The following is a 25,326-nucleotide window of genomic DNA, read 5'->3' as shown; positions in this document are numbered from 1 at the left end:
TGCTCTTTGGCCAAAGAGCAGTAGCACAGGACCTGCTTTACCACACATCTAGTTATCAATTGAATCATTCACTGTTTATCAGAGAAGGAGTTGTGCTGTATGAAAAATATTGAAAATGCGCCGGATTTTACCCCTTCGGCCGTTATGTCGGCGCTTGTTAATGAAGAAGTGCGCCAAGACAGTTTTTATCACCCCAACCTGGCAGGCATCACCCAGGGAGGCATGGCAAACCATTATCCCATGACCATTATGGCGATGCATGGCCTGGGGGCAAGCGATCAGGATATTGTTAATTTCAGGGACAGCTGGCCCAGGCACAGGGCAGCTATTACCGGGGAGCTGGGCTTGAAAGATTTAAATGAAGTCACGACGCAAAACTGGCGCCAATACCTGGGACAGAGCGATAAGCTGCGCGAGTTTCGCCGGGTGTTTTTACAGCTATTCGACCAGGGAGAAAGCGCAGAGGTGATCACCGAGTTGCTGGATGCGATGAAGCCCGGTTTACCTATGGGACTGTTCCATCCGCTGATCCGCCTAAGTTTTGCCACAGGTCACGGCGATTCGGGGTTAATTGCCGATGCCCTGGCTTACATGGCGATACGTTATCAGGATCTCTACCTTGAGGAGCCGGCAATAAATCCCGAGCTGCTTGACCTGCTGGAGGCAGACGCTTCACTTTCGGCGGCAAGTCATCAGGCCGGACAGAGCTGGCTAAGCATACGCCAGTGGCTGGAAAAAGGGCATTTGCCCGGCAGGTTAAGCCGCAAGATTTACGGCGGCAGCATCAGTATCTGCGAGCAGTTATGCCGTGAGCAGGTGATCCATCAACTGGCCCTGGGCACGGGTTTTACCTTAGATGAAGATGAACTTACCCCGGTGATGGCGGGTATTTGCCAAGCAGCCGCCCGTTTGTATTTATTCGAACCGGCATTAACCACGCTTCATGGGGTGACCAGTTGTCAGGCACTGGCAGAGCTGACGTTACGTTATATCAACCGTGAAAACCAGGCGGTTTATGCCCGGCTTTGGCGTTACTTCTGGGTATGGCTGACGGCTTTGTATATCGAAAAAGGCTGTCCCAGGTTGTCTGATTTGTTTCCTGAAACTTATCTAAGCAACAGTAATAGCAAGAATACAGAAACTAAGGAGGTGCATCACCCTGATTTAAACAGCAATAAAGAACAGCAGCTTGATCTGGTCAGTTGGCCCAAGCTAAAGCGGTTAGCCTTGCGCTCGCAAGAAGTGCATGTGATGAAAATGATCTACAGCTGTGACTGGCTATACCGGCATATCAGCCAGGACTCGGCTTTTCAGTTGGCCGCGATAAAAGCTTTGCCGCAGGGATAGGGGCTGGTCCTGCTTTTACAATGGAATGGGCGAGTTGAACTAGACTAAAAACCAAGCATTAATAACTATTATAAACAGGAAAATATTATGACTAATCCCGTGATCGCCGATAACAAACCCAAAGGGGTAGAGTTAAAAAAAGGCGAAGACTACTATTTTTGTACCTGCGGCAAATCCGCCAGCCAGCCGTTTTGTGACGGCTCCCATAAAGGCAGCAGTTTTAAACCTAAAGCCTTCCAGGCTGACGATGATGGCATGGCGTATTTATGCGCCTGCAAGCACACCCAAAATGCTCCTTTTTGTGACGGCACCCATAAAAAGTTCACTTCAGAGCAGGTGGGCAAAGAAGGCCCGGGTGTGCAAATTCAGCCTGCCGAGGGAAGCCAAATGCCCGTGGGCGAGCCGACCCCGGAAGAGCCGACTGTGGCCTATATCCACGAGCTGGCCAAACATGGTCTGAGCAAAGTAGGGCATCATGGCCATATGACTTCTATGGGGGTACCGCGCCATCTCTTGCCTCACTGGGATGATATTCAGATCATGGTGGCCCAGATGGCAAGAAAACCTTTGCTGGAAGACCAGGCCGTTGATACTAAGCTGGTGATCGGTCCCAGTGCTAAAAAGCCGCTGACATTGGATATTCCACTATTTGTTTCCGATATGAGTTTTGGCGCTTTATCGGAGGAAGCCAAGGTTTCTCTGGCAAAAGGCGCCGAGTTGGCAGGTACCGGTATTTGCTCGGGGGAAGGGGGCATGTTGCCGGAAGAGCAGCAAGCCAATTCCCGTTATTTTTATGAACTGGCCAGCGCTAAATTCGGCTTTAAAGAAGAGCTGCTTAAGGGGGTGCAGGCCTTTCATTTTAAAGGCGGGCAGGGGGCTAAAACCGGTACCGGGGGACATTTGCCCGGTAAGAAAAACATCGGCAAAATCGCCCAGGTGCGGGGAATAGAGGCTGGCACTGAAGCGATTTCACCGCCGACTTTTACCGATCTTAAAACGGTGGAGGATTTTAAACAGTTTGGTGACCGGGTTCGGGAAGTGACCGGCGGTATTCCCATAGGTTTTAAATTAAGCGCCAACCACATCGAGCAGGATATCCAGTTCGCCCTGGATGCCGGCGCCGATTATATTATTCTTGATGGCCGCGGCGGCGGTACCGGCGCTGCACCGGAGATCTTTAGGGACAATATCAGCGTACCTACCATACCTGCTTTGGCACGGGCGCGTCGCTATCTGGATCAGCAAGGGAGTAAAGTCACGTTAATCATCACCGGCGGTTTACGCACCCCGATGGACTTTGTCAAAGCGCTGGCATTGGGGGCCGACGGTGTTGCCGTGTCTAACAGCGCCATGCAGGCAATTGGCTGTGTAGCTGCTCGAATGTGTAATACCAATAACTGTCCTTCGGGTATAGCCACCCAGAAGGAAGAGTTGCGTAAACGCTTGAATACCGATGAAGCGGCGAAGAAATTAAATAATTTCTTTAGCGCTTCAACCGAGCTGATGCAGGTCATGGCCCGCGCCTGCGGCCATCATAGTTTAAGCGACTTTAATCAGGACGATCTGGCCACCTGGCACCGGGAAATGGCGCATTTGTCAGGAATAAACTACTCCGGTTATTCACTATAAACCGATATTTAAAGGGATAATTTAATAGGTAAAAATGCTCTGTGGGTTAGGGCATTTTTACCGCTGCTTGTTATTGTGATATTAGCTGTATATACTTTGTATGCGTTTTATATATAAATCATAATAATTAATAATGGAGTATATCATTTGGGTATAGTGAAAATTTCTGATGACTTGCATGAAGAGATCAGAAAATCCAGCCAGGTTATGTCGAGGTCGATTAATGCCCAGGCGGAGTTCTGGATCAAAATGGGTATGCTGGCAGAGCTTAATCCGACCCTGAGCTTTAATGAGTTGATCCGTCAGCAATTGTTAAAAGAAAATGTTTCCTTGGCAGGCCTGGTTAATGAATAGGCCGCAGGTAAAAGTAAAATCCCCGTCAGAAATTGAACTGATGAGGCAGTCCGGGCGTTTGCTGGCAAAGGTCTTTGCCATGCTCGATGATTTTATTACCCCGGGGATCACCACCATGGCAATCGACAGCCGGGTGGAAGACTTTATCGTCAATACCTTAAATGCCAGGCCTGCCAGCAAAGGCCAGTATGGCTATCAATACAGCCTTAATACCTCGGTCAATGAAGTCGTTTGTCACGGTGTTCCCAGTGAAAGCCGGATTTTGAAAAGTACGGATATCGTCAATGTTGATATCACCCTGGAAAAAAATGGCTTTATCGCCGATTCCAGCAAAATGTATTTGTTAGCCGATGCCAGTGTCGAGGCAAGAAAACTCAGTAAAACCACCTACCAGGCGATGTGGCAGGGGATTAAGCAAGTCAAGCCCGGTGCCCGGCTCGGTGATATCGGCTATGCCATACAAGAACACGCAGAAGCGGCCGGTTATTCCGTGGTGCGAGAATATTGCGGCCATGGTATCGGCCGGGAAATGCATGAAGCGCCCCAAGTCTTGCATTATGGGCTGAAAAATACCGGATTGACTTTACAGGCGGGCATGACTTTTACCATAGAGCCGATGATAAACCAGGGTAAAGCCAAGGTGAAAACCAAAAAAGACGGCTGGACTGTAGTGACCAAAGACAAAAAGCTCTCGGCGCAATGGGAGCATACCATTTTAGTAACAGAGACGGGATTTGAAGTGCTGACTATCAGGGATGAAGAAAGCGTCGAATAATATTCACTAAAATAGGATGTAAGGCTAAGTTTCGCTTAGGAAATATAATCTCAATTGTCATTGCCTGATCTTTCCCTAACCAGGCAATGACAAAATATCAGTTTAAGTAACTGTTAATCTTTGAGTTCTCCATCATGCTCTTTTTGTTTTTTTACCGGTGCCTTGTTTTCCTGAACAACGGCTATTGTTCTTTGCACATAAGGATCTGGTAAAAACATTTGCGTGACCGCGCCAAAAGCATATGCGGCGCGACTTTGCTTCCTGGCCCACTGTATTAGTTTGATCGCTATTAAGGTAAACACCAGGAATATCAGGTATATGGCGATAACTGTCATAATAAATTCCCCCCGTTTTCTGGCTTTATATGCTGCAATGGTAAGCCACTTTCAGCATAATCTGCAGGAGCAGGCACTCCTTGTACCTGAAACGCTTCATTCGGTTGTAATACCTGTAAAATAAGGTCGAAAAGCTTGTCGAATGAAAAGCCTAGTGAAAAGTTCAATGAAAAGGCTAATGAAAAGTCTAAGGAGACAGGCAATATGCTGATAACAAAGGCGGTTGTTAAGGTAATAAGTAATACAATTTTCTTCATGTTAATCTCTTAAATTCTCTTCGCGCATAAATTGAGCGCGCATTTAGTCTGCCCGGTTAAAAAGGGCATCAATAAGTAAAGGTAAATAAGCCGTTACCAACAAAGCCCGATTATAAAAAAGAGCTTATTTAGTTGCTGATTATTGGGCTATTGAAAAGTGATTAACTGAAAGACGCGGGACGGTCTTGGTGAAATAGCTGTGTCTTAAAATTGATAAAATGCTTTGCGAGCAAAGGCGTGATCGAAAAAGTGAGTTGTTTTTGTGTTTTTAGCGCCACCAGTACCCGGGTTTGATAGCTGAGAAAAATAGCCGTGGAGTTATTAAAAATGAGCTGGATATACAGGGAAGTGATAAAAGCAGCAGAGGGCTCGGGCTCTTCACCTTGGACAAGATTTGGAACATCATAAGGCTGAGATGCCGCAGGCGTTTTTTCAAGCGCCTTTTTCGGATGAGCTTCGTCCGGGTTTATACCAAAAACGGTATTTAGGGAAAATATCGAAATGAATAATAAACACAGTATTAAGCTTTTATTTTTTATCGGCATTAATATTCCCCATGGTGATAAACCATTGTTATGGGCGGGGGGGCCTGATTTCAAGTGTGATATTGCAGATATTCTGTCTGTTTCTATGTTTGTTCCTGCCAGCTTTGCTTGTTGCTTTTGGGGAGTGTAAGCCTGTTCAGTATGAAATGCGGCAGAAAATGCAGGTAAATGTTGTTATTTACCCGGAAAGAATTGTGCTTTATCACCACGTTATTTAATATTCCCAGTTAAGACAGAACACTAGCATTAAACGGAAAATAATATGAATCCAATCATTGAGATTTTAAAAGAACACAATATCAGCGATGAGAAAATCAGCGAGCTTTTTAAAACCTTAACAGAAAATCCTATGATGGCTATGGGCGTGATCCAACAGTTGGGTATCCCGCCGGAAAAATTACAGGCGATCATGGGCCTGGTAATGACCAATCCTGATGTGATCAAGGAAGCGGTTGAAGAGTTAGGCCTGGACTTTAGCAAAGTTGAGCAGGCGAAAGAGAAATTAAAGCAAGGGCAATAAGCTCCTGACTCAGGTTTCTATGTTTATAATGAAAGCAAAGTCGCGGGTATAGCCGGATAAAATCATGAATAAAATAGAAATTCTGCAGGCAGATATCACCACCCTTGAGGTTGATGCCATTGTTAATGCCGCCAATGGCTCCCTGTGCGGCGGCGGTGGCGTTGATGGCGCGATTCACCGGGCTGCCGGCAAAGACTTGCTGGCACAGTGCCGCACTTTGGGTGGTTGCGATACTGGTTTTGCGAAAATCACCCCAGGGTATCATTTACCGGCTAAATTTATTATTCATGCCGTAGGGCCCGTGTGGTACGGCGGCGCTAAAAACGAGGAGCAGTTACTGGCTTCCTGTTACCGCGAATCTCTGCGGATTGCCGCCGAGCACCAACTTACCAGTATTGCTTTTCCGGCGATTAGCTGCGGTGCTTATCGCTTTCCTATCCCAAGAGCGTGTGAAATAGCCTATGGTGAAGTACAAAAATTTCTGCAATCACAGAGCAGCATTAAAAAAGTGATTTTTGCCTGTTTTGACGCCAAGCTGGAAAATGCCCTGTTGCTGGCAAGCCGTAAGGTCTAGGCTTTTAATGCGCGACAAGCGTTTGTCTGAGCCTAAGCCTGGAGCAGCTAAGATTTACATATAAAGTTTTCAGCACAAATGCGGCTTTCTGGATAATGGACGATATTAGCTATAATTTTCTTATTGCTAATAATATCTAAAGGAATACCTATTCGTTGTTTGTGCGCTTTTTTAGGGATGCTTAGTAGCTTTGGCCTGCCTTGTTTTGCCGATTCTTTTGAAAGCTTATATTACACCACGGAAGTATATCCCCCTTATAACTATATCGAGCAGGACAGGTTAACCGGCCTTTCTGTGGAAATGTTACGTAAGGTATGGGACGAGCTGGGGGTTGTCCATCAGAAAATTGATGTGCTGCCCTGGGCCCGTGCTTATCATGACATTGAACATCAGGGCAACCGGGTGTTGTTTGCCATGGCGCAAAAAACATCCCGGTTGGATAAGTTTCAATGGGCATGCCCTATAGTACCCAGCCACAGTGGCGCCCTTATTGCTTTAAAGTCCAGTAAGATAACCATTAAAGATAGCGGCGAATTAAAGCAGTATGTGATCGGTACTATCCGGGAAGGGTCAACGGAAGAAGATCTGATCGCGATTCAAGGGGGAGAAAAAACCAATGTGGTCAGGAATGTCTCATTAGCTGCCAACCTGAGCTTACTCAATAAAGGGCGTATTCAGCTACTTGCTCATGCACAACAAAGCTCGTCTATGATGATCACGCAATTGGGGTATGACAAAGATGATTACGAAGTTGTTTATGTTTTAAAAAGCCTGCCGATCTGTTTTGCTTTTAGTTTGGCCATTGACCCCGGCTTGATTGTTAAATTTCAACAGGCCTTAAATAAAGTTATTAAAACCGAAGAATACGGACAATTAAAAGCACACTTTTTCCCTGATTAATTTTCTCTTATACCCTGCCGGATCAGTTCCTGGAGCCATTGCTTGTTATTGCAGCAATATATGGCATCCAGGACAAGGCCGGGGGGATATAAACTTGTCCCTGGTATATGCCAACAGGCAAGATTTGAAGCCCGGTGGGCAATGGTTCGCACGCATGTTAATGCAGTAAACACAGGAATATGCCGCAGAGGCACCTAAGGGTGCAAGTTTATGATAGAATTAATTATTAATGACTCCAGATAATTAATAAGAATGCTGCTTTTAATAACTTTTATTGCTATTGCGTTAATTTTTTCATTTTTATGTTCCATCGCCGAAGCCGTCATTTTGAGCGTGACTTCTGCCCATATTGCTATTTTAGAGCAAGAAGGCAAAAGCTCAGGCCCGCTACTGGCGCGTCTTAAAGGGGAAATAAATAAGCCGCTGGCGGCCATTTTAACCTTAAATACCATAGCCCATACCGTGGGGGCGGCGGGGGCCGGGTCCCAGGCCACCAAGATTTTTGGTGAAGCTTACCTGGGCATTATTTCTGCGGTACTGACTTTTCTTATCCTGATTTTTTCAGAGATTATTCCGAAAACCCTGGGGGCCCACTACTGGAAACAGCTGGCGCCGATCACCGCCCACAGCCTGCACTGGCTGATTTATTTGTTATATCCCTTTGTCAAACTGTCGGAAAAAATCACCTCCGGCCTGGCCTCGGAGCCGACCTTAACCGGGTTTAGCCGCTCGGAATTTGCCGTGATGGCAGAGCTTAGTGAAAAAGAAGGCCACCTGGTTCCTTATGAATCATTGATAGTACAAAACATTCTGCTGTTGAAAAAATTGCGGGTTAAAGATGCCATGACCCCAAGAACCGTGCTTTTTTCGCTGCCGGAAAGCCTGGATGTGGCCGGGTTTTATTATAAGTGCTGTCACCAGCGCTTTTCCCGTATCCCGATTTATCAGGATGAGCGGGACAATGTTATCGGTTATGTGCTCAGAAGCGATATCCTGCTGGCCCAGCTGCGGGGCAATGACGATAAACCCATCAAAGATTATTGCCGCCATATGCCGACCTTGTTAAGTACTATGACTCTGTCGCAGGCTTTTGACGAGTTTAATCGTCACAAAAGCCATATTATGCTGGCGGTGAATGAATATGGCAGTGTCGAGGGCATATTAACCCTGGAAGATTTAATGGAAACTATTTTGGGCATAGAAATTGTCGATGAAGGGGATAAAGACGAAGACATGCAAAAACTGGCCAGGCAGTTATGGCGCAAAAGGGTGAAAAAAATGGGCTTAAAAATACCTGAACAGGGTGAGCAGGAATAGGTAAAATTGCCAGCCTGCATTGAAAACCAGACTGGCGATTTTAGTTATCGAAGTTAGTTGCCGGCAAGTGTGTTTTTGGTTTCTTCGGCGTGAATTTTTAAGGTATTTACACCGGTACGGGAAAAGTAACCAAAGGTACTGGTATTTTCGTTTTGCTCTTCACTGCGCACTATCACCAGACGGTCATCCACGACCTGATATTGGGTTTGCCGTGAGCCCGAGGCGGTGATTTTAAAGAAAATATAGGCGCGTCCTTTACCATTAAATTCTACCCGGCTTTTTGTCGGGTATCCCTTGTTGTCTATCCAGATATTGTATGTCGCGGCAAATTTTTTCACATAACCGCGAATTTCTTTGTCCTTGAGAAAAAACTCCATCGGCAGGTTAAAACGCAACAGGCGTAAAGCCTGGCCGTCTTCCTCAACGGCTGTTTCGTCAATAAAACTGGCCTGGTCGATATTACGCAATAATGACGAAGAGGCTGAAAGCATGGCATGCAGGTCGGTGGCATTAATGCCGTCAATGGCATTGAGGGTTTGTGTTTGCGCGTCTTCGTCTTCGGCTTTTAACCTGGCCTCTGTTTCCATCAAGGACAATACTTCTTTGCTATAGAGTACCTGCAAGCCCTGGCTATCGTCTTCAAGCCAAACTTTCACCTGGCCTTTGGTAATTTTCTTATCTTCATCTTCACCCCGGGTGCGCTCGGTAACGGCTTCGAGTTCACCGCTTAAATGGCCGGTGCCCTGCAGGCGAGCCAAGGCACTTTTCAAATCGGTTAAGCCATCGGCTTGGGCAAAGCTGCTGCTTAATGTGATTAAGGTTAATAAAGCGAAATGTGTGAATCGTTGCATTTTACATCCTGATTTATTTTTTATTGGTTTTAGCCACAGGCCAGTGCATGGCTAAGGTTTTATATTATGCTCCTGACTTTGCAATAAGAGCTTAACATTTAATAAAGGTTCAATAATCAAAAGCTTAATTTATTCCCCTTAGTATAAAATTCGCTGGCGTGGTACCCAGATTTTAGCTGCTGGCCGGGCTGGCGATACTCCGCGTACACCCTGAAAAGCTAGTTAGCTCATTTAATCATACAAGCTTAAAGTCCTGTGATTTCTAAGGATAACAAGTCAGGGAGCATGGTGATCATTTTATCTTATACTTAATCTGTAATAATTTGTGACCTGTCCTCAATGAATAGAGAGCTGGCAAATCCCCGCCCCGATATAGCAAGAATTTTATGGCTTATTATCGGCGCCAGTATGGCTATTCACCTCTTAGTGTTACTGCTTGGACAAACTCAAGAGCGCCGACAGGGGATATTTCCATTGTTGTCAGGGAAAGTGATGGATATTTAACGTTAGATTATAAAGATAATGGTAAGGGAGCCGATCAGGCGATAATCCCCTATATTTTCGACCCCTTGGTTACCACTAAGTGCCTGGAAGGTGAGCAGGGGGCATTTTAAAATTGAGCCGCCGGTTTTATATCCGAAGCTATAAAGCGCGTCGTTAATTTATAACCAAGCATTTTCCAATCAATTGTATGATTATCCTGATAATCGAGGTTCTGGCGTTGATTGCAACCACTAATAATTATAAGGTGTGCGTGCACTTTTGGCTTTTATGATGAAATAGTGGTTTAGCAGTGAATGAGCGTTCGCTGCTATTGATAATAAATGAAAATAGCAGCAATATGGAGTTTAGCTTTGCTTTTGGTCAGCCCCATGCTGTCCGGCGCAGAGCCGGTCCGAACCCTCACCTATAGCTTTACCGATGTCAGGTACCATTATTGCACCGATGTTATTAAGTTATTGTTGAAAAAGTCCGAAGATAAATTTGGTCCGACCCGGTTGATCAAGCATCCCTATGCCGAAGTGCTTAATTCGTCCGATCCCAGGAAGTTGCAATTTATGGTGGACGGTGCCGTAGATGTTAACTGTATCGGTTATAACCAGGAACGGGCGCCGAAATTTAACTGGGTTGAGCCCGGTATTACCATGGGGCTGCTGGGGTACCGTATCTTGCTGATAAGGGAAGGCTCCCAGTTTAAATTTGAGCAGGTGAAAGCTCTGGCAGATTTAAATCTGGGGCTTAGGGGAGGGTTTGTTTCTACCTGGGCGGATATGCATGTACTAAAGCACAATAAGGTGAAAACGGTGACCGCCAATAATTACCTGTCCTTGCTTGCCATGCTAAAAGCCGGGCGCTTTGAGTATATTTCCCGGGGAATAAATGAAATATGGGCCGAAATAGCAGCGGATCAACAGGAGGAGCAAAATGCTATGCTGGCGGCGGAGAACTCGCTTGCGCTCTTTTATCCTGCAGATCATTTTATCGCTACCGCCAAAACGAACAGCCAGCTGGCAAAGCAGCTGAAATACGGTATGGTAAAAGCCCTGGCAGATGGCTCCTTGAAACAGTTGTTTTTAAAGGCCATGGAGGGGGTGTTGCTCAAAGCTCAGGTGAAGAAACGTAGAGTCTTTCATCTTGATTCACCTGAGCCCATGCTGACCATCAAAACCGATTGGTGGATGGATAATAAGCCAACGGAACCGTAAACACTGAGCACCTGACTTAAGCGGGGGAGATATTGCCGGAGCTAGAGCAAATGTATTTTATATTGCTCAACAAACCTGGCTTTATCGGCTTGAGTGGGCGGATTGCTGTCACCGAACTCTGAAATCTCACGAATAAAACCTTCAGCGGGGCCGGATGGCGTATTGATCACCAGCAGCTTGCTGTCGGATAAGGCTTTAAACCTTCTTGGGACATCTGGGCCTGCGATGACTAAGTCTCCCGGACCGGCAATGAACTCCTCTTTGTCTACGCCAAATTCGACTTCACCCGAGATGATATAGAAAATTTCATCATCTAGTTCATGGTAGTGCCAGGGGGCACCATTGCCTTTGGGTAATTGGCTGTTGTTGGTCGCAGAATTTCTGCGCTTGAGCATACCCTGGGTTTTAAGTTGCTCAATCGCACCACCAGGCAAATGCATATTACCCCGGCGGGGCAGTCTTATTATCAAGGGTGTAAAAGTATTCTTGCAGAGGTGAGCGAGCTGGAAGACTCTCTTACCAGTCAGCAGCTGGAACAGCCTGGCGGTTTGATCCGGCTGTCGGCTCCCGACAGTTTAGCGGATACTTTTTTGCTAGAGGCCATCAAACATTTTCAGTCTGACTATCCCGATATTCGCTTCGATCTGCAGCTGGAAAATCAGCATGTGGATTTGATTGAGCAAGATATCGATCTGACCTTTCGCCTTGCCGTCGATTTGATTGATTCTTCTTATGTGGCAGTTAAGCTTTTTGACACCAGCTTAGGCCTATATGCCGCGCCCGATTATTTGGCGGCCAGGGGCGTGCCCAAAAATATCAAGGAGCTGGAAAAGCACGATTGCCTCAACATGGGCGCAAGCCGGTTTGGCAGCCATTGGAGTATTTTGGTCGAAGGTGAATTAGCGCGTTTTAAACAGCCCTGGAAGCTCAGTATTTCAAGTGGCCCGGGATTACTGCTTGCCCTTACCCAAGGCATGGGGATTGGAATGGTGCCTGAGTTATTTGCTCAACCGCATGTTGAAGTGGGTGAGTTAACTTTATTAACCGGTGTTGCCGACTTTCCAGCTATCGGCCTTTATTTAATTTATCCTTCGCGACAACATCTGCCTTATCGGCTAAAACTCTTTCTTGAGTTCATCAAAAAATGGTGCGCAGAGAATCACTGATGACAGTGATATGCATTTTTTATCAGGGGCTAAAAAGAGCTGTTCAATGACGTTTTTTTAATGGTTAATCAGCGAAAATGTGGCTGTAGGGTCTATTATTAAAGGGGAGGTGATCAAGATGAAACATGCAAAAATGGAAAAAGGCCATTACATTGCCAACGGCAATATCCAGGCATTTAATAGCAATAAAATGCTGGCTTTTGGTGATGAATTCGACGTCATCCATATACACAAAAATAACCGAGTGGATGTTTTGTTTGAACAGAAAAGCTACACCTTTGACATTAAAAATTTATCCCGGATTTCTATTCCCTTGAGCCATTAATTTTCAGGGAAACCGGGCAGTAAAGAGAGAGGAAAATTGCCTTTCCCGGCTTATGCTACCTGTTAAGTTTTTCAAGTATGCTTAATGCTTTATCAAACAACCTTCACCGTTAACCTGTATAGCACCAAGAGCTTTTAACACATCTATTCTTTTAATTTCAGGTATGGAAGCTGTAGTTGCCAAGAATAGGAAATTACACTTGATTTCAACTGGCTCACCCCAGCGAGGTTTCTATGAACTTTTCTCTGGAAGCATATAACTAAGACTTCAAAGTAATACGCAAATGTGTAATTAAAAAGTTACAAAGTGTTTTTAGTTCTTTGAAAATTATAACTTTACTGGTTTTATGTTCGTTTGGACATTACTGAGAAGCTGGTAATTTTCGACGGGGGCTTAATCTTTGAATGTTGTTTATAATGGTTTGACTTTGTGTGTTATTATCCAAAGTTAATTAAGTTATCAGTATGAAGATTACTGACAGGGCTCAGTAATCTACTGTTATACATACAATTTGAAGTGCGTGTATATGAATATTTGAGTAGTTATGTACCTAGCAAGTAAAATCACCTGAAAAGATATTGCTGATGGTACCGTCCAACAGCATTTCTCAGGTGTTATAACCGTTATTAATATTATTTAACTGAAGATCAAAGGAGACAAAATTGTCGGAAATAGAACAAGTGACCAATGAAGTTGGAGCATTATCAGAAAAAGATCGTTTAGCTAAAACCAATGCGTTAATTGCATATGGGCTTATGGTCATTGGCTTTTTTTTCCTGATACCCGGAATTATTGGTGGCATATGGGCAATGGTAAAAAAAGAAGATGCCCTTGGTTCAATATTCGAAGATCATTATTCCAACATGATTAGAGTATTTTGGTGGAGTATTTTTTACGCTGTAATTGGACTTATTCTAGCTTTCGTTTATGTTGGCTACTTGATCCTTATCGTTGCCGGAATTTGGGCGATTTATAGAATCGTTAAAGGCCTGGCAAGGTTAACTTCCAATAAAGCTTACAAAGCATAGCAAGGTAATTAAGCACGTTCCGGGCGCAAAGATCACGCCCTCCACGGAACAGGCATATGAGAAATAGAAATTTGTTATAACCCCAAAAACCCGGTAGCTAAAAGTTTTTATTCCAGTTTTGGTTTTTGTGAAGTTGGCATGGATGAAGATGACGAAGATATGCTTGCCGTTATCAAGTTATAAAATCCTATAAGCGAGTCGGGGAGCATGCAGAAAAGCTAGTCGCTTTGCGGCCAGTTTTCTAGCGTAGTAAACATTGGTGTGCATATTGGAGAAGCCTCATGGAGGAATCAAACATTTTAACTTCACTACTTGAAAAAGCAGGCAATTACCATCCATTATATGGAGGTGGCTTAGCTACCCACTTACCTATGGTATTGGTGGCATTAAATCGTTTAAATGCACCTGATAGCAAACTAATCCGTACATTTGATGAAAGTATTAATGGGCTTGAAAGTCTGGGCAGCTTAGAAAAAGTCATTGCGGTTGATAGCATAGGACAAGCACTTGGCAATAATAAAAGTTTCGAAAGTTACTTAAAGTACTTTAAAAGTGAATTAGAAATTTATGGTGTTGAAGCTGTACTCAAAAAAGTACTACCGGTATTAATCCCCGGCATTGCAGCCTCAGCTTTTCATGCCTTAATCAGACTGGCATATGCAATTGAAGTAAATAGCCACAGCGAAATCGCTATTGCTCTTGCCTATTGGAGTGCCGAATATCAATCGTTTGAACTGAGTGACGAAGCCAAGGATGAGAGTTTAGCTGCTATTCTAACAAGGCTAGCTCCGTTGGGTGAGGGTCATGAATTTTCACCGGGAATTATAGTCAACAGAATGTCTGAAATTGGCATACTGCTAAAGCGTAACGAATGCATCATTCAGCCAACGTCAATTGATTTATCAAGCCTGCGAAATTTTGCCTTAAAATCATTTTATTTACGTGATGACTTTACTTTGCTGCATACTGTAACCGGTTGTCATGCATTCTCTATTATCATGCCGTATCTTGAGAATAAGGAAGTTGCGCTAAAAGAGCTTTGGAAAGCTATTTTAGTGGCTTACTTAAGCACCGGGCTTCCTTATGAGGATAAGGCAATCAAAATACCAGCAGGCAGTCGCGACTTCTCACCAATTGTTGACCGTGCATTAGCATCTGATGACTCGCATGTTATCAAACTCATATATACATGCTTTTGTGAGTACCAAAAGTGGAATAATCCTTTGTACTATTTAGTTGCGCAAAGGGCAGTACAGACTAATTAACATTCTGACTAGCGCATAGGGATAATCAATGCTTTTAATTCAAAGCCGGGGTCAGAATATCTTTAACCGGTTTTATCTGTTGTTTAGTCAATTTTTTTGGATGTTTATTGGCGGAGCCCTGGTGGCGTTAATCAACCAACAATCAATAGATTACATCAGCTACTTCCTGTATCCGGCGATAATGCTTTTCACTCTATATACGCTTTGGCTCATCGTTTTCAACTCTGGCAAGAGTAAAATTATTGAATACGGTTTAGCGCTTGATGAGCAGGAAATTAGCTATATCAAATATGGTTCAAAACAGAAAATTGCCTGGTCTGATTTTACCGGTTTTGAAATTAAACATGGCTTCCCGAGAATGGTCTTGCTCAAAAGCGCTGACAAGCAAAATATTGTCTTTAGTTATTATACTTTTTCATCTTCTCAGCGCAGAGCGTTATTTGATTATTTGTCAGCCAAGTAGTGCCAAGGCTTGATGTAAATCGGCGCACAGCTCGTCTTTATCTTCCAGGCCAATATGCAGCCGGACCATGCGTCCTTCATCGGCAAGCGTTTGCTTTGACCGTAAGTGATGGGCAATGGCGGGCATTACTAAGCTTTCAAAACCTCCCCAACTGGTGCCCAGGGCGAACAGGTTCAGGGAGTCGAAAAACTTTTCATAAGCGCTTTCACTGCATGGCTGCAACTCTATAGAAAAAGGCCCGGCGGCTCCTGAAAACTGTTGTTGCCACAACTGATGTCCGGGATCGGACGCTAAAGCGGGAAACAGCACGTTTTTGATTTGCGGCTGTACCTGCAAGTATGAAGCAACATGCAGGGCATTTTCTTGGTGGCGCTCCATCCTGACGCTTAAGGTACGCAGCCCCCTTAATGTCATCCAGCAGGCATCGGGGGCGGCATGAGAGCCGAAGCGCTCGCACCAGTGTCGGGTTTTGGCCAGATCCTCATAAGTGCCGGTGATCAAACCCAGCAGGATATCCGAGTGACCGTTAATATATTTTGTTGCCGCGTGAATCGAGATATTGATGCCTAAATCATGGGCGTCAAAAAAGTATGGCGTACCCCAGGTTGAATCACAGGCTACCGGGATCTTATGCTTTTGCGCGATTGTCGTCACCGCCCTGATATCGAGCATTTTCATGCTCAGCGAAGTGGGCACTTCCAGGAAAATCAGGCTTGTCTGCGGTTTGATTAAATGTGGCAATTCATCTGCACTGTCAAAATATTCAATGTCGGCCTTGATACGCCTTAATTCATTTTCAGCCACAGCCCTGGTCGGGCCGTAGACCTCTTTTTGAATAAGCAGGTGGCTGCCGGGCTCTGCGTAGGCGCTAAGTACCGCAGCACATGCGCTTAGGCCGCATGAGGTAGCAATACAGCTTTGTGTATTGCAGATTGATGCCATGGCCGTTTGTAATTCAAATGCCGTACTGGTGCCCGAGCGTCCATAACGCGGGGTTTCAAAGCTTACCCCCTGGTAAGATGATTTAAACGCTGCCAGTGTAGGAAAAACCGTGGTTGAGGCGCGCACCAAAGGCGGGTTGACCGCAAGCGATTGTCTGGCGCTGTTGCGCCCTAGGTGGACAAGTTTACTGTTAATATGGGTCATCTTTCTTCCCTGCTGCAATGTGGACTTGGTCATAGCGTATCTTTGACCTGAATTCGATGTCATGCCATACTTCGTCGAAATCTCGCCAAGTTGATGGGTTTTATATTTTTAGATGTCAGTAAAAACTTCCCGCAGTACCAACCACCTCGACTTTCAAGATCTGCCGCAAACATTCGCGGTCATGGTGAAAGAGTTCGCGGACGGCTTTTATATTGAAGAGCATCAACATCAGCGCCATCAATTGCTGTATGCAAGTTGCGGTATTATGCGCCTGTATACGGAAAATGAGATCTGGACAGTGCCCAACGACAGGGCAATCTTTATTCCTGCCGGAACACCGCATGCGGTCAAAATGTACGGCAAGGTTACGATGCGCACTGTATATATTGATCCCGCAGTGAGCGAAAACGAGCTAAAAAGCTTGCGGGTGATAGCGGTTACCGCGCTTATGCGTGAACTCATTAAGGCGCTGGGACAAGAAGCGATTGATTACCAGGTTGGCAGCAGGGGAGAGAAAATCAGCCCAGCTGATAGCCTCTGAACTTGCCCTGGCAGAAAATGAAGCACTCAATATTCCATTACCTGTAGATCCCAGGCTGCAAACTTTATGCAGTTATTTGCTCGCCCAGCCATCCGAGCGTAAAACCCTGGATGACTGGGCTGTGCTTTGCGGAGCTTCGCCCCGGACATTAAGCCGTTTGTTTGAGCAAGAGCTTGGTATGAGTTTCAGGCGCTGGCGGCAAATCATCAGGTTTCACCATGCCATTGAATCCCTGGCACAAGGAAAATCGATAAAGCGGGTTGCCACCGAGTGCGGCTATTTAAGCCCAAGTGCTTTTTCCGCAGCTTTTCAGTCTTTTATCGGTTATTCGCCTTCGATGGTGGCGGGTACGGAACTTTCGTCAGCCTCGAAATCATAAATTCAATACTCGTTTGAAAGCAAAAGGCTATCTGACAGAATAATGCTTTAGGCTGACTTAGCCATGCTGGTATCGGTTAGTTGTGGCATTAACCGGCTTTGTTTGTATTTGATACCGGGCGGGTTACTGACATAGCTGAAACTATCATTGCCGTTAACTCGCCCGGCTTTTGCTCCGTTTAAGCCTTACTCAATCTTACGTAGTTAATATTACTTCTTGCGGTTAATCACTCTCCAGCACTCCTGTGTTTCTTCTATTTTCTCCCGGTAGCCGATAACCTGATATTTGAGCCAAAAACACAGGTGCCTGATACCTTCACTGGTGTGTTCCGTGATGCATTCTGGCTCGCGGGTAATCGCTGCGAATGCATCGAACAGGAAGGCGCATTCTTCACTGAATTTGCTAAAGTCTTCACGCAGGTTGGCAAAATCATCCGACAGCTGCTCCCTTTTGACTGCATCCTCTGTCAGGGGTAACTTTGATTCAGACATGGCAGTTTCCTCCCTTGCGACTTATCAGTGTATAGTTGCTGGCATAAGCTGATGGTGGCTGCCTGGTGATGGGGGCTGGTATATTTTCTGTTAAACTTTCTGTTAGGTAAGCTTTAACCGATTGAAACTCTGACATATCATTAGATTTAGCCATGATGGATACCTCTTTTATCTGTTGTGGTTAGCTGTCTCTGAGTGTTTGCGGCACTTAGGGGCAGCGCTTGGTTTATCTGCTGGTTCTCTTCTTTAAATACCTCCGCTGACGGGGAATTCACCTGTTAGTGATAGTACAAAATACCGGAAAAATCTCCCTGGGTTGGCATTTAATATTTGTGCTAATTACCCGCACTGTATTGTTAGCAGTACGAAAACGTCAACTATATGAAATGTATGAATAAAAGTAGTAATTGATAACTTGTTACAGGGCAGCAACAGTCAACGCGAATATAGCCCGTTAACCACAGTATCATCCGGATAAAAAGTAAATAAAATACTGTAAAGTCATGAAATTATCCTAGTATATGGGTAACGTGATGCTCACCGCAGAACAGGTAAGACATACAGGTTCTACTTTTATCTTTTATCGGCATCGCAAATAACTTAACCAGGGAATGGTTATTATGATCCCCAAAATTGATATCAAAGACAGGGCAAGGGACAGGATTGCAGATGAAATTTCCCGGCATTGCCGCCAGGTCGGCTTTTTTGCGGTAACAGGTCATGGTTTAGAGCAAGGTCTTATTAACGAGTTGTTTGCTGTCAGCCGTGACTTTTTTGGCAGCGAACAAAAAGAGAAAGATGCTGTTTCCCTGTCAGAATTTCACCGGGGATATGCCAGGGTAGGGGCTGAGAAAATAGATCCTTACGGCCCTGAAGATTTCCGCGAGACCTATCTGATGGGCTGGGAAAGCCCGGATGAAGAACCACTACCGCAACGGATCCCCTTTTTAGGCCCCAACAACTGGCCCGCAGGGAATGAGTACTTTCAACAGGTGCTGCTCAGTTATTACCACAGTGTGATGCAAGTGGCGCAATTTCTGCTGGAATGTTTTGCGCTCACTATCGGCCAGGCGGCCGACTTTTTTAAAAACAATTTCAAGGCGCCCTTGAGCAATTTGGTGCTGGCCCATTATCCTGTACTTGAAAATGCACCCCGACAGGCAATGCTAGGTTGTGGCGAGCACACAGATTATGGCTTGATCACTTTATTGCTTCATGACGGTAATCCCGGGCTACAGGTCAAAACCCGGCAGGGGCAATGGCTGTCGGCTGACGCCAGTGCAGATGACTTGATCGTTAATGTCGGTGACATGATGGAGTTCATCAGCGGGGGAAAATACATTTCTAATCCCCACCGGGTTGAAGTTATGCGGCATACGCCCCGCACCAGCATTCCCTTTTTTGTCCAGCCCGATTATGAGGCGTTGATCAAGCCTGTGCTGGTGCCGTTTGATGAAGCCGAAAATACCGGCAGATGGAAGCCGAGATTAGCCGGTGCATATTTGGAAGAGCGTATTGCCCAATCTTTTATCAGTGATGAACAAAAGTTAATTTTAGCGTTGAAATCCGTTGCCGGCCCGGAAAAGAGGGTCATAAAAAATATTGCAGAGCTGTTAAAGTGCCTGAGTTTATCACAATAACCGGAGAATGTTTTACTGACACCCCTGCTGCACCTGATACTGAATTTCGGTGCTCACTTCTTGTTTAGGAAGGTGCTGTATGAACAAACCAGTGCTTTAATCCAGTCAACTTATTGACAAAAAATTAACTTTTCTTAAATTTGAATCAGCTGTCTATCCTTAGTCAGGTAACGTAATGATTTATAGAGACTTTTACTCTTGGCATATAAATAGCTTATGAAATTAACTATTTTGCAAACTTGTAAAGTAGTGATTTTACCAACCAAGTATTAAGCACTGATATTTAAAGGATCCATTTATGAAAATAACCGGTTTTTGTGCTGCATTGGCAGCCTCCGTTATCACTATAAGTTGTATGGCCAATGTTGCCCAAGCAGGTATTATTGATACCGATAATGATAGTTTTATTGATCAGGATACTCAATTAGAGTGGATGGATTTTAATATAACTGCGGGTCAATCCCATAATTCAGTGGTCGAAAATCTGGCAAGCGGGCTGCTCTATGATGGCTGGCGTTTGCCAACCGAAAGCGAAGTAATAACGCTTCATTACAATGCTTTTTATGACATTTCATATAAATGGGCAGAGTACCCGGATAGCGTTTCTCCCCATGCTATCGGTAAATCAAGGAATGATCTCAATGTCCGCCAACAGTATGGTGAGTCCAGTTTTCAAGCTGTTTTTGATGCTATGGGAGGTGCCGATGGTGCTGCAGATAATACTCATGCTTTATTTGAAGATAGTAATGGTGACCTCGGTTATCTGGTATGGAGAAACTATGACGAGACGGGCTTTGATGACCATGTCACGGTAAATTGGGGCTGGGGAACAACAATTGAACATTTAAGAACCAGTACAGGGGCAAGTTTCAGTACTATGCTGGTTCGTGGTGACTCTTCATCAACTACAGAGGTTCCAGAGCCATCAAGTTTAGCTATTTTGGCTCTAGGGGTTGCTGGTTTAAGTTTTCGCCGCTTTAAGAAATATTCTTAACCGTTCAAAAATTTAAAGCATTATCTGTTTATGGTAATGCTTTAAGTGTTTTGTTATAGGGAAAGTTATAAGGCTAAAAAGAACTTTCCCTAGATTCATCATTTATTCCTTTCTTTTTCTCCTGGCAATAGCTCCGGTAACACCTTTCTGAAACACAAAAACAAAGATTAGAGTTGATCATTTAATGTTCATCATATAATCTCGACTTGCTTAAATGTAAGCGCTTTCATTGTTGCTTTTCTGTCGGCCACTGGTATCAGAAAATCACGCTGTAAAGATGAAAGTTAAATAAAAACAGGCGTATAACCTAATAAAAACATAAAACAATGATGACTTTGATATTGGAGCAATGATGATAAGAATAATGAAATATCTGGTGCCGATAAGCGCTGTTTTGCTGTTGGGGCAAGCCCAGGCGGCGATGATAACCAATGGCAATTTTGCCGACTCCTGCAGCCTTGACGGCTGGCACCAGGACACGGATGGTGTCGGCGATCTCGGGGGAGGGGATTTCACCGTTACCGGTGTTAACCCCGGCTGTGCGGCATCCATCCACGTTGATTATCAGGACACCAATGTGTTTTTTGCCAATACCCTGTTTCAGGAGTTGGACTTAACCGGTGCTGCAAACAGCCGCTTTTTATTAACCCTGGACTTTAGTGTCGACAGCGAACTTACCAGCTCGGACTCAGGTTTTATCGCCGATTATTTTGCCGTCGGTTTAAACGATGGCAGCGGCGCTTATGCCGATGAAACCGGCGCTCCCGGTTATTTGCTGGCACCCGTAGGTATCGACGGTTTATCGGTTTTTAACCTCAGCTTTGAACTGAGCAGTGACTTTGCCAACCAAAGCGGCTGGTTTTTGGACTTTCAGCTGGGTATAGGGGCAGACAACAGTGGCGCCAGTGATTTAGCAGGTTCGAGTTTAGCGATTAACAGGGTATCCCTTACGGAAATCGTCGCCGAGGTGCCCGAGCCAGAGACGTTGCTACTGCTTGTGTTAGCCATGGCCGGACTATCAACGTTCAGGCGACAGGCACACTAAAACTCAATCCATAAAACATTCAAAAAATAAATAACGATAAAAGGATGATCATGAAAATTTCAAAAACGGCGCAGGGCATTGCTTGTTCTATCGCGTTATTAACCACAACCAGCACTTTTGCCGCCTGGGCAGACTTTTCCTCAAACGATATTGCTATCGTTCAGTCCCAACCGGTTTTTGACCGTATTAACCGGGGATACACAGTTCAGCTTGATATCACCAATCATTCGTCAGCCGTGATCAAGGGGCCGCTGAGGGTACTGATTGAAAATGCCAGCATTGCGCTAACCAGTCAAAGCGGCGAAACCGAGTCGGGTATTCCATATGTTGAGTTGGAAAATACCCAACTGGCCGTCAATGAAACCACAACCCTCGTGGTTAACTTTGCCCTTGAAAGAAAAGCATTGAGTTTTGATGCCTCCCTGCAAAGTGATAATAGTGCCTCTGGTAACTGGACCTTGGTATGGAGTGATGAATTTGACGGTAACAGTTTAGATCTCAGTAAATGGCAGCATGAGGTCAATTGCTGGGGCGGCGGCAACGACGAGCAGCAATGTTATACCGACCGGGCGGAGAACACAGTTGTCAGTGACGGCATACTCAATATCATCGCCCGCCGTGAAGATTTTACCGGCCCGGATAATGTCGACGGCAATTTAGGCAGTGTTACCACTTTGCCCTATACTTCCGCCAGATTACGCACCATGAATCAGGGGGACTGGAAATACGGGCGCTTTGAAATCAAAGCGAAATTGCCGTACGGGCAGGGCAGCTGGAGCGGGATCTGGATGTTGCCTACCGACTGGGTCTTCGGCGGCTGGGCGGCTTCCGGTGAAATCGATATTGTCGAAGCGGTGAACCTGAAAACCCAGTCGGATGAAGACGGTGCCGCCGAAGGAGAGCTTGAAGGGCGGGTGCACGGCACTTTGCATTACGGTAAAGCCTGGCCGGAAAATGTTTATTCGGGAGCAGAATATAAATTGCCCGGCGGCGCAAATCCTGCCGACGATTACCATGTCTATGCCATTGAATGGCAGGAAGGGGAGATCCGCTGGTATGTAGACGACGTGCATTATGCTACCCAAAGGGAAAACGGCTGGTATAGCCAATATGTCGATAACGATGGTGATTTGGTTAATGCTCCCGGCAGTGCCCCCTATGATCAGCGCTTTCATATGCTGTTAAACCTTGCTGTCGGCGGTGCCTGGGCGGGCAATGTCAATGATACCGGTATCGATGAATCTGCGTTTCCGCAAACTCTGGCGATAGATTATGTCCGGGTGTATGAATGCTCCGTCAGTCCGGATACCGGGGCCGGTTGTGCTACGGTTTCTGAGGATGCCGAGCTGGTGGAAGGACACCAGCCGCCAGAGCTCCCGGATCCGGTTGATAACTTTGGCCAGGGGGCAGTATTCGACCTGTATATCGACAACTTATACAAAGGTCTGGCCTTTAACAGCTACAACCCGGACGGCGCCATCAGCTACCAGGAAGTTGCTGTTGACGATCGGGGAACGGTACTGGAGATAAATAAAGCCGGCGCAACCGGTAACCTTTATTTTGCCTATGCCCCCCGGGTCAACCTTGCCCTGTGGCAGGAGTACGGCGAGCTGGTCTTTGATTTGAACGTGAGCAGCCAGGCAGATAACAGCGAGTTACTGGTGAAGCTGGACAGCGGCTGGCCTGCAGTCAGTGATTATACGGTTGCTGTCGGGGCACTAAATGAATGGCAGCAAGTGCGTATTCCTGTTGCCGAATTACTGGCAGGGGGCAATCGCTTCTCGCCGGGCAATTTTGCCGATATCACCGATATCATCAATCCTTTCGTTATTGAACCGACCGGGGCCATGAAGCTGCAGCTGGATAATGTGCGCTTTGAATATAACCTGGCACAGGTCGACAGTGCGGTGATTTTTGATGGCAACCTGCATGCGCCTTTTGATTATCTGCAATATGTCGGTAGCGGCTCAGTGGATATGGAGCTGGTTGACAGCGGTGATACCGGGCAGGGTGATGTTGCCCAGATGAGCTTTAATACCGATGAAGCTGTGGTGTTTTTTCAGGGCAAGCAAGATAACAGCGGTACGCCTTTGCAGCTTGATGTCAGTGAGTTTTCCACCCTGGAATTTGATTTAAAAGTGCTTGCCGACCCCAGGGAAACACGTGACTTTATGATCAAAATGGATTGTGGTAACCCCTGCAGCTCGGGAGATTATCCGATAGCTGCGCCAGAAATCGGTGTTTGGACATCCTATCAAGTCGCCATTGCCGACTTGGTCAATCATGGCGGTTCATCGCTTGATGTGACTAAAGTAGATACCCCCTTAGTGATCTTCCCTGCCTGGGGCAACCAGCAAGGGGTGGTAATGCAAGTGGATAATGTCCGGCTGAATAAAGATGCTGATGTCGAATTGCCGCCGGCTGTGCCGTCACCTGTTGTCGTCACCACTGAGCTGGCCTTGTATCAAGAGCAGGTAGAGCAAAACTGGGCATTTTGGGATTGCTGTGCCAATGCCGCCATCAGCGAAGTGGTCGACAGCAATCAGGGCAAGGTGATCAATGTCGACTTTTTCGGACCGTCGGGTACGGTTTCCGGATTAATTGCCGATGTTGAACATGACTTAACCGCAATAAGCCAAGGCACGCTTGAGTTCGACTTTAAGCTGGTTAATGCCGCCAATGATGCCAGCGCATTGATACTGCTGAAAGTTGAAGGAAAAAATGGCTCTGCAGCTCAGCTGGAACTGGCGGCAAGTGTCGAAGGGCAAGCGCCTGAATTAGGTAGCTGGCAACATTTTACCTTCAAGTTAGCCGATCTGGCAGCACTGGGTTTAGATCTGAGCGAGGTGGATAAGGTACTGATCTTCCCCGAATGGGGCAAAGCCCAAGGCGCGGTTTATCAGCTGGATAATGTTAAGTTTTTGCCGTAATGACTCCGCTTTTTAAGGGGGAGCTTTTTACTTAAGAAAAAACCGGAAAAAGAACAGCAGACGGTTATCGCCGTTTCGCTGTTCTTTTTTATGCTGTTTGTTAAAGTCCGATACCATTGAGGGTATTGTCAATCACCGGCTGTAAATCCGCCTGACAATAATCGGCTCTGGCCAAAGCGGCAGTGCCATTGAGTAAGGTTGCCAGGGTGAGGGCATTGCTTTTGGCGTTTTTATCCAGCCCTGATGAAATGGCCTCCGGGTCTTGTTTAAATAACTTTTCCAATAATGTCGGGAAAAGTCCGGCAGCCTCTGCAATCAATTCCCGTGCTTGTTCGGGCATATCTCCGCTGGCGGCTTCTGTCATGCATAACATCACATAACAGCCTTTAGGATTTGAGCTTGCAAACTGGGCGCTGATCACTGAGCTTAAGAATTTTTTTAACCGTTCCCTTAAGCTGGTATCCGGCAAAGACAAACAGGCGACATGAATTTTGCCATGGTTTTCAATGTAATGCTTGGTCGCTTGCAGGAACAGCTTTTCCTTGTTGCCAAAGGTGCTGTACATGCTGGGTTTATTGATGCCCATGCTTGAGGTGAGATCTGAAAGTGAAGCGCCGAGGTAGCCTTTTTGCCAAAACACCTGCATGGCTGCCTCTAAAGCTTGCTGCTTATCAAATTCAAGTTTTCTGCCTCCGGCCATATCTACCCTTTTATCGTCTTAAAAATTCGTGTTGACAGTATTGTACCGATAGGTATAATTCTTTTCAATCTTACCGATCGGTACAGAATATTGAGACACCATC

General features: G+C 45.6%; 29 protein-coding genes and 1 pseudogene. 23 read left to right on the top strand and 7 right to left on the bottom strand.

The window, feature by feature from the left end:
• Window positions 1–99: 99 nt before the first annotated feature.
• The 4 genes from SG35_RS18040 to map all read left to right on the top strand — a co-directional run bounded on the left by SG35_RS18040 (window position 100) and on the right by map (window position 4,105).
• Window positions 100–1,347 carry a questin oxidase family protein gene (locus SG35_RS18040; protein WP_044833956.1) on the top strand — a complete coding sequence of 416 codons (1,248 nt, stop codon included), beginning with the start codon at window positions 100–102 and terminating at the stop codon, window positions 1,345–1,347.
• A gap of 87 nt (window positions 1,348–1,434) precedes the next feature.
• Window positions 1,435–2,976: a glutamate synthase-related protein gene (locus SG35_RS18035; protein ID WP_044833955.1), complete on the top strand. Its 1,542-nt coding sequence runs from the start codon at window positions 1,435–1,437 to the stop codon at window positions 2,974–2,976.
• Window positions 2,977–3,123: 147 nt separating this feature from the next.
• The gene (locus SG35_RS18030; protein ID WP_044833954.1) at window positions 3,124–3,330 is read left to right on the top strand and encodes a ParD-like family protein; all 207 of its coding nucleotides are present in this window, start codon (window positions 3,124–3,126) and stop codon (window positions 3,328–3,330) included.
• Window positions 3,323–4,105, top strand: a complete 783-nt coding sequence (gene map / locus SG35_RS18025) for a type I methionyl aminopeptidase (protein WP_044833953.1) — start codon at window positions 3,323–3,325, stop codon at window positions 4,103–4,105. Before SG35_RS18030 ends, map begins: the two co-directional genes overlap by 8 nt.
• Window positions 4,106–4,218: 113 nt before the next feature.
• Here map and SG35_RS18020 read toward each other — a convergent pair whose 3' ends face one another.
• Together SG35_RS18020 and SG35_RS18015 are read right to left on the bottom strand one after the other, a co-directional pair.
• Window positions 4,219–4,440, bottom strand: a complete 222-nt coding sequence (locus tag SG35_RS18020; protein WP_044833952.1) for a hypothetical protein — start codon at window positions 4,438–4,440, stop codon at window positions 4,219–4,221.
• Window positions 4,437–4,697, bottom strand: coding sequence for a hypothetical protein (locus SG35_RS18015; RefSeq protein ID WP_044833951.1), 261 nt, complete (start codon window positions 4,695–4,697; stop codon window positions 4,437–4,439). The genes SG35_RS18020 and SG35_RS18015 overlap by 4 nt, the downstream gene beginning before the upstream one ends.
• A 501-nt stretch (window positions 4,698–5,198) precedes the next feature.
• Here SG35_RS18015 and SG35_RS18010 point away from each other — a divergent pair.
• The 5 genes from SG35_RS18010 to SG35_RS17990 all read left to right on the top strand — a co-directional run bounded on the left by SG35_RS18010 (window position 5,199) and on the right by SG35_RS17990 (window position 8,553).
• On the top strand, window positions 5,199–5,372 hold the full coding sequence (locus tag SG35_RS18010) for a hypothetical protein (protein ID WP_160298320.1): 174 nt from the start codon (window positions 5,199–5,201) through the stop codon (window positions 5,370–5,372).
• A 132-nt stretch (window positions 5,373–5,504) separates the two neighbouring features.
• The gene (locus tag SG35_RS18005) at window positions 5,505–5,762 is read left to right on the top strand and encodes a DUF2999 family protein (RefSeq protein WP_044833949.1); all 258 of its coding nucleotides are present in this window, start codon (window positions 5,505–5,507) and stop codon (window positions 5,760–5,762) included.
• Window positions 5,763–5,826: 64 nt separating this feature from the next.
• Window positions 5,827–6,336, top strand: coding sequence for an O-acetyl-ADP-ribose deacetylase (locus SG35_RS18000; protein WP_044833948.1), 510 nt, complete (start codon window positions 5,827–5,829; stop codon window positions 6,334–6,336).
• 177 nt (window positions 6,337–6,513) lie between these two features.
• Entirely contained in the window at window positions 6,514–7,236 is a 723-nt protein-coding gene (locus SG35_RS17995) for a substrate-binding periplasmic protein (protein WP_053043179.1), read from the top strand.
• Window positions 7,237–7,488: 252 nt separating this feature from the next.
• On the top strand, window positions 7,489–8,553 hold the full coding sequence (locus SG35_RS17990) for a CNNM domain-containing protein (RefSeq protein ID WP_044833947.1): 1,065 nt from the start codon (window positions 7,489–7,491) through the stop codon (window positions 8,551–8,553).
• Window positions 8,554–8,606: 53 nt separating this feature from the next.
• On the opposite strand, the gene SG35_RS17985 is transcribed toward SG35_RS17990, so the two are convergent.
• On the bottom strand, window positions 8,607–9,404 hold the full coding sequence (locus SG35_RS17985) for a hypothetical protein (protein WP_044833946.1): 798 nt from the start codon (window positions 9,402–9,404) through the stop codon (window positions 8,607–8,609).
• A 386-nt stretch (window positions 9,405–9,790) separates the two neighbouring features.
• Between SG35_RS17985 and SG35_RS17980 the strand changes: the two genes are divergently transcribed.
• Window positions 9,791–10,018, top strand: a complete 228-nt coding sequence (locus SG35_RS17980; RefSeq protein ID WP_044833945.1) for a HAMP domain-containing histidine kinase — start codon at window positions 9,791–9,793, stop codon at window positions 10,016–10,018.
• 210 nt (window positions 10,019–10,228) lie between these two features.
• On the top strand, window positions 10,229–11,110 hold the full coding sequence (locus SG35_RS17975) for a type 2 periplasmic-binding domain-containing protein (RefSeq protein ID WP_084692834.1): 882 nt from the start codon (window positions 10,229–10,231) through the stop codon (window positions 11,108–11,110).
• A 41-nt stretch (window positions 11,111–11,151) separates the two neighbouring features.
• Here the strand turns inward: SG35_RS17975 and SG35_RS17970 are convergent, their stop codons facing one another.
• Window positions 11,152–11,505 (bottom strand): cupin domain-containing protein, encoded by a 354-nt coding sequence (locus SG35_RS17970; protein ID WP_420794541.1) that lies wholly within the window; start codon window positions 11,503–11,505, stop codon window positions 11,152–11,154.
• Window positions 11,506–11,544: 39 nt separating this feature from the next.
• Here SG35_RS17970 and SG35_RS17965 point away from each other — a divergent pair, with 39 nt between their 5' ends.
• The 6 genes and pseudogenes from SG35_RS17965 to SG35_RS17940 all read left to right on the top strand — a co-directional run bounded on the left by SG35_RS17965 (window position 11,545) and on the right by SG35_RS17940 (window position 15,357).
• Complete coding sequence (locus tag SG35_RS17965) at window positions 11,545–12,276, top strand: substrate binding domain-containing protein (RefSeq protein ID WP_053043178.1); 732 nt, start codon at window positions 11,545–11,547, stop codon at window positions 12,274–12,276.
• A gap of 118 nt (window positions 12,277–12,394) precedes the next feature.
• Window positions 12,395–12,601 (top strand): hypothetical protein, encoded by a 207-nt coding sequence (locus SG35_RS17960; RefSeq protein WP_044833943.1) that lies wholly within the window; start codon window positions 12,395–12,397, stop codon window positions 12,599–12,601.
• A 662-nt stretch (window positions 12,602–13,263) separates the two neighbouring features.
• The gene (locus SG35_RS17955; RefSeq protein ID WP_044833942.1) at window positions 13,264–13,629 is read left to right on the top strand and encodes a DUF4870 family protein; all 366 of its coding nucleotides are present in this window, start codon (window positions 13,264–13,266) and stop codon (window positions 13,627–13,629) included.
• A 60-nt stretch (window positions 13,630–13,689) separates the two neighbouring features.
• Window positions 13,690–13,812, top strand: a pseudogene (locus SG35_RS17950) (GNAT family N-acetyltransferase); the annotation flags it as partial.
• Window positions 13,813–13,910: 98 nt separating this feature from the next.
• On the top strand, window positions 13,911–14,894 hold the full coding sequence (locus SG35_RS17945) for a questin oxidase family protein (RefSeq protein WP_044833941.1): 984 nt from the start codon (window positions 13,911–13,913) through the stop codon (window positions 14,892–14,894).
• A gap of 28 nt (window positions 14,895–14,922) precedes the next feature.
• Entirely contained in the window at window positions 14,923–15,357 is a 435-nt protein-coding gene (locus SG35_RS17940; RefSeq protein WP_044833940.1) for a hypothetical protein, read from the top strand.
• Here SG35_RS17940 and SG35_RS17935 read toward each other — a convergent pair.
• Complete coding sequence (locus tag SG35_RS17935) at window positions 15,346–16,536, bottom strand: trans-sulfuration enzyme family protein (protein WP_044833939.1); 1,191 nt, start codon at window positions 16,534–16,536, stop codon at window positions 15,346–15,348. The two genes, SG35_RS17940 and SG35_RS17935, sit on opposite strands and share 12 nt — an antisense overlap.
• A 79-nt stretch (window positions 16,537–16,615) precedes the next feature.
• Between SG35_RS17935 and SG35_RS17930 the strand changes: the two genes are divergently transcribed.
• A complete protein-coding gene (locus tag SG35_RS17930; RefSeq protein ID WP_053043177.1) occupies window positions 16,616–17,044 on the top strand; it encodes an AraC family ligand binding domain-containing protein in 429 nt (142 codons plus the stop codon).
• Window positions 16,989–17,423 (top strand): helix-turn-helix domain-containing protein, encoded by a 435-nt coding sequence (locus tag SG35_RS17925; RefSeq protein WP_160298319.1) that lies wholly within the window; start codon window positions 16,989–16,991, stop codon window positions 17,421–17,423. Before SG35_RS17930 ends, SG35_RS17925 begins: the two co-directional genes overlap by 56 nt.
• A gap of 209 nt (window positions 17,424–17,632) precedes the next feature.
• On the opposite strand, the gene SG35_RS17920 is transcribed toward SG35_RS17925, so the two are convergent.
• Window positions 17,633–17,914, bottom strand: a complete 282-nt coding sequence (locus SG35_RS17920) for a hypothetical protein (RefSeq protein WP_044833938.1) — start codon at window positions 17,912–17,914, stop codon at window positions 17,633–17,635.
• Between the two features lie 620 nt (window positions 17,915–18,534).
• On the opposite strand from SG35_RS17920, the gene SG35_RS17915 reads away from it, so the two are divergent.
• The 4 genes from SG35_RS17915 (at window position 18,535) to SG35_RS17900 (ending at window position 24,523) form a co-directional block, all read left to right on the top strand.
• Window positions 18,535–19,554 (top strand): isopenicillin N synthase family dioxygenase, encoded by a 1,020-nt coding sequence (locus SG35_RS17915; RefSeq protein WP_044833937.1) that lies wholly within the window; start codon window positions 18,535–18,537, stop codon window positions 19,552–19,554.
• A gap of 298 nt (window positions 19,555–19,852) precedes the next feature.
• Window positions 19,853–20,548: a PEP-CTERM sorting domain-containing protein gene (locus SG35_RS17910; RefSeq protein ID WP_044833936.1), complete on the top strand. Its 696-nt coding sequence runs from the start codon at window positions 19,853–19,855 to the stop codon at window positions 20,546–20,548.
• 349 nt (window positions 20,549–20,897) lie between these two features.
• Window positions 20,898–21,593, top strand: a complete 696-nt coding sequence (locus SG35_RS17905) for a PEP-CTERM sorting domain-containing protein (RefSeq protein WP_084692830.1) — start codon at window positions 20,898–20,900, stop codon at window positions 21,591–21,593.
• A gap of 50 nt (window positions 21,594–21,643) precedes the next feature.
• On the top strand, window positions 21,644–24,523 hold the full coding sequence (locus SG35_RS17900; RefSeq protein WP_063888664.1) for a glycoside hydrolase family 16 protein: 2,880 nt from the start codon (window positions 21,644–21,646) through the stop codon (window positions 24,521–24,523).
• Window positions 24,524–24,623: 100 nt separating this feature from the next.
• Here the strand turns inward: SG35_RS17900 and SG35_RS17895 are convergent, their stop codons facing one another.
• Window positions 24,624–25,223 (bottom strand): TetR/AcrR family transcriptional regulator, encoded by a 600-nt coding sequence (locus tag SG35_RS17895; protein WP_044833935.1) that lies wholly within the window; start codon window positions 25,221–25,223, stop codon window positions 24,624–24,626.
• Between the last annotated feature and the right edge of the window lie 103 nt (window positions 25,224–25,326).

Origin of the sequence: Thalassomonas actiniarum (assembly GCF_000948975.2) — a bacterium.
GTDB lineage: Bacteria > Pseudomonadota > Gammaproteobacteria > Enterobacterales > Alteromonadaceae > Thalassomonas > Thalassomonas actiniarum.
The sequence above is the reverse complement of the archived record's forward strand: the minus strand, read 5'-3'. Positions and strand labels throughout refer to the sequence as shown.

What these genes read in the sequence shown, in the direction of transcription:
- SG35_RS18040 (WP_044833956.1), top strand. Translation starts at nt 100, where the DNA reads ATGAAAAATATTGAAAATGCGCCGGATTTTACCCCTTCGGCCGTTATG.
- SG35_RS18035 (WP_044833955.1), top strand. Translation starts at nt 1,435, where the DNA reads ATGACTAATCCCGTGATCGCCGATAACAAACCCAAAGGGGTAGAGTTA.
- map (WP_044833953.1), top strand. Translation starts at nt 3,323, where the DNA reads ATGAATAGGCCGCAGGTAAAAGTAAAATCCCCGTCAGAAATTGAACTG.
- SG35_RS18020 (WP_044833952.1), bottom strand. Translation starts at nt 4,440, where the DNA reads ATGACAGTTATCGCCATATACCTGATATTCCTGGTGTTTACCTTAATA.
- SG35_RS18015 (WP_044833951.1), bottom strand. Translation starts at nt 4,697, where the DNA reads ATGAAGAAAATTGTATTACTTATTACCTTAACAACCGCCTTTGTTATC.
- SG35_RS18010 (WP_160298320.1), top strand. Translation starts at nt 5,199, where the DNA reads ATGAATAATAAACACAGTATTAAGCTTTTATTTTTTATCGGCATTAAT.
- SG35_RS18005 (WP_044833949.1), top strand. Translation starts at nt 5,505, where the DNA reads ATGAATCCAATCATTGAGATTTTAAAAGAACACAATATCAGCGATGAG.
- SG35_RS18000 (WP_044833948.1), top strand. Translation starts at nt 5,827, where the DNA reads ATGAATAAAATAGAAATTCTGCAGGCAGATATCACCACCCTTGAGGTT.
- SG35_RS17995 (WP_053043179.1), top strand. Translation starts at nt 6,514, where the DNA reads ATGCTTAGTAGCTTTGGCCTGCCTTGTTTTGCCGATTCTTTTGAAAGC.
- SG35_RS17990 (WP_044833947.1), top strand. Translation starts at nt 7,489, where the DNA reads ATGCTGCTTTTAATAACTTTTATTGCTATTGCGTTAATTTTTTCATTT.
- SG35_RS17985 (WP_044833946.1), bottom strand. Translation starts at nt 9,404, where the DNA reads ATGCAACGATTCACACATTTCGCTTTATTAACCTTAATCACATTAAGC.
- SG35_RS17980 (WP_044833945.1), top strand. Translation starts at nt 9,791, where the DNA reads ATGGCTTATTATCGGCGCCAGTATGGCTATTCACCTCTTAGTGTTACT.
- SG35_RS17975 (WP_084692834.1), top strand. Translation starts at nt 10,229, where the DNA reads ATGAAAATAGCAGCAATATGGAGTTTAGCTTTGCTTTTGGTCAGCCCC.
- SG35_RS17970 (WP_420794541.1), bottom strand. Translation starts at nt 11,505, where the DNA reads ATGCTCAAGCGCAGAAATTCTGCGACCAACAACAGCCAATTACCCAAA.
- SG35_RS17965 (WP_053043178.1), top strand. Translation starts at nt 11,545, where the DNA reads ATGCATATTACCCCGGCGGGGCAGTCTTATTATCAAGGGTGTAAAAGT.
- SG35_RS17960 (WP_044833943.1), top strand. Translation starts at nt 12,395, where the DNA reads ATGAAACATGCAAAAATGGAAAAAGGCCATTACATTGCCAACGGCAAT.
- SG35_RS17945 (WP_044833941.1), top strand. Translation starts at nt 13,911, where the DNA reads ATGGAGGAATCAAACATTTTAACTTCACTACTTGAAAAAGCAGGCAAT.
- SG35_RS17940 (WP_044833940.1), top strand. Translation starts at nt 14,923, where the DNA reads ATGCTTTTAATTCAAAGCCGGGGTCAGAATATCTTTAACCGGTTTTAT.
- SG35_RS17935 (WP_044833939.1), bottom strand. Translation starts at nt 16,536, where the DNA reads ATGACCAAGTCCACATTGCAGCAGGGAAGAAAGATGACCCATATTAAC.
- SG35_RS17930 (WP_053043177.1), top strand. Translation starts at nt 16,616, where the DNA reads ATGTCAGTAAAAACTTCCCGCAGTACCAACCACCTCGACTTTCAAGAT.
- SG35_RS17920 (WP_044833938.1), bottom strand. Translation starts at nt 17,914, where the DNA reads ATGTCTGAATCAAAGTTACCCCTGACAGAGGATGCAGTCAAAAGGGAG.
- SG35_RS17915 (WP_044833937.1), top strand. Translation starts at nt 18,535, where the DNA reads ATGATCCCCAAAATTGATATCAAAGACAGGGCAAGGGACAGGATTGCA.
- SG35_RS17910 (WP_044833936.1), top strand. Translation starts at nt 19,853, where the DNA reads ATGAAAATAACCGGTTTTTGTGCTGCATTGGCAGCCTCCGTTATCACT.
- SG35_RS17905 (WP_084692830.1), top strand. Translation starts at nt 20,898, where the DNA reads ATGATGATAAGAATAATGAAATATCTGGTGCCGATAAGCGCTGTTTTG.
- SG35_RS17900 (WP_063888664.1), top strand. Translation starts at nt 21,644, where the DNA reads ATGAAAATTTCAAAAACGGCGCAGGGCATTGCTTGTTCTATCGCGTTA.
- SG35_RS17895 (WP_044833935.1), bottom strand. Translation starts at nt 25,223, where the DNA reads ATGGCCGGAGGCAGAAAACTTGAATTTGATAAGCAGCAAGCTTTAGAG.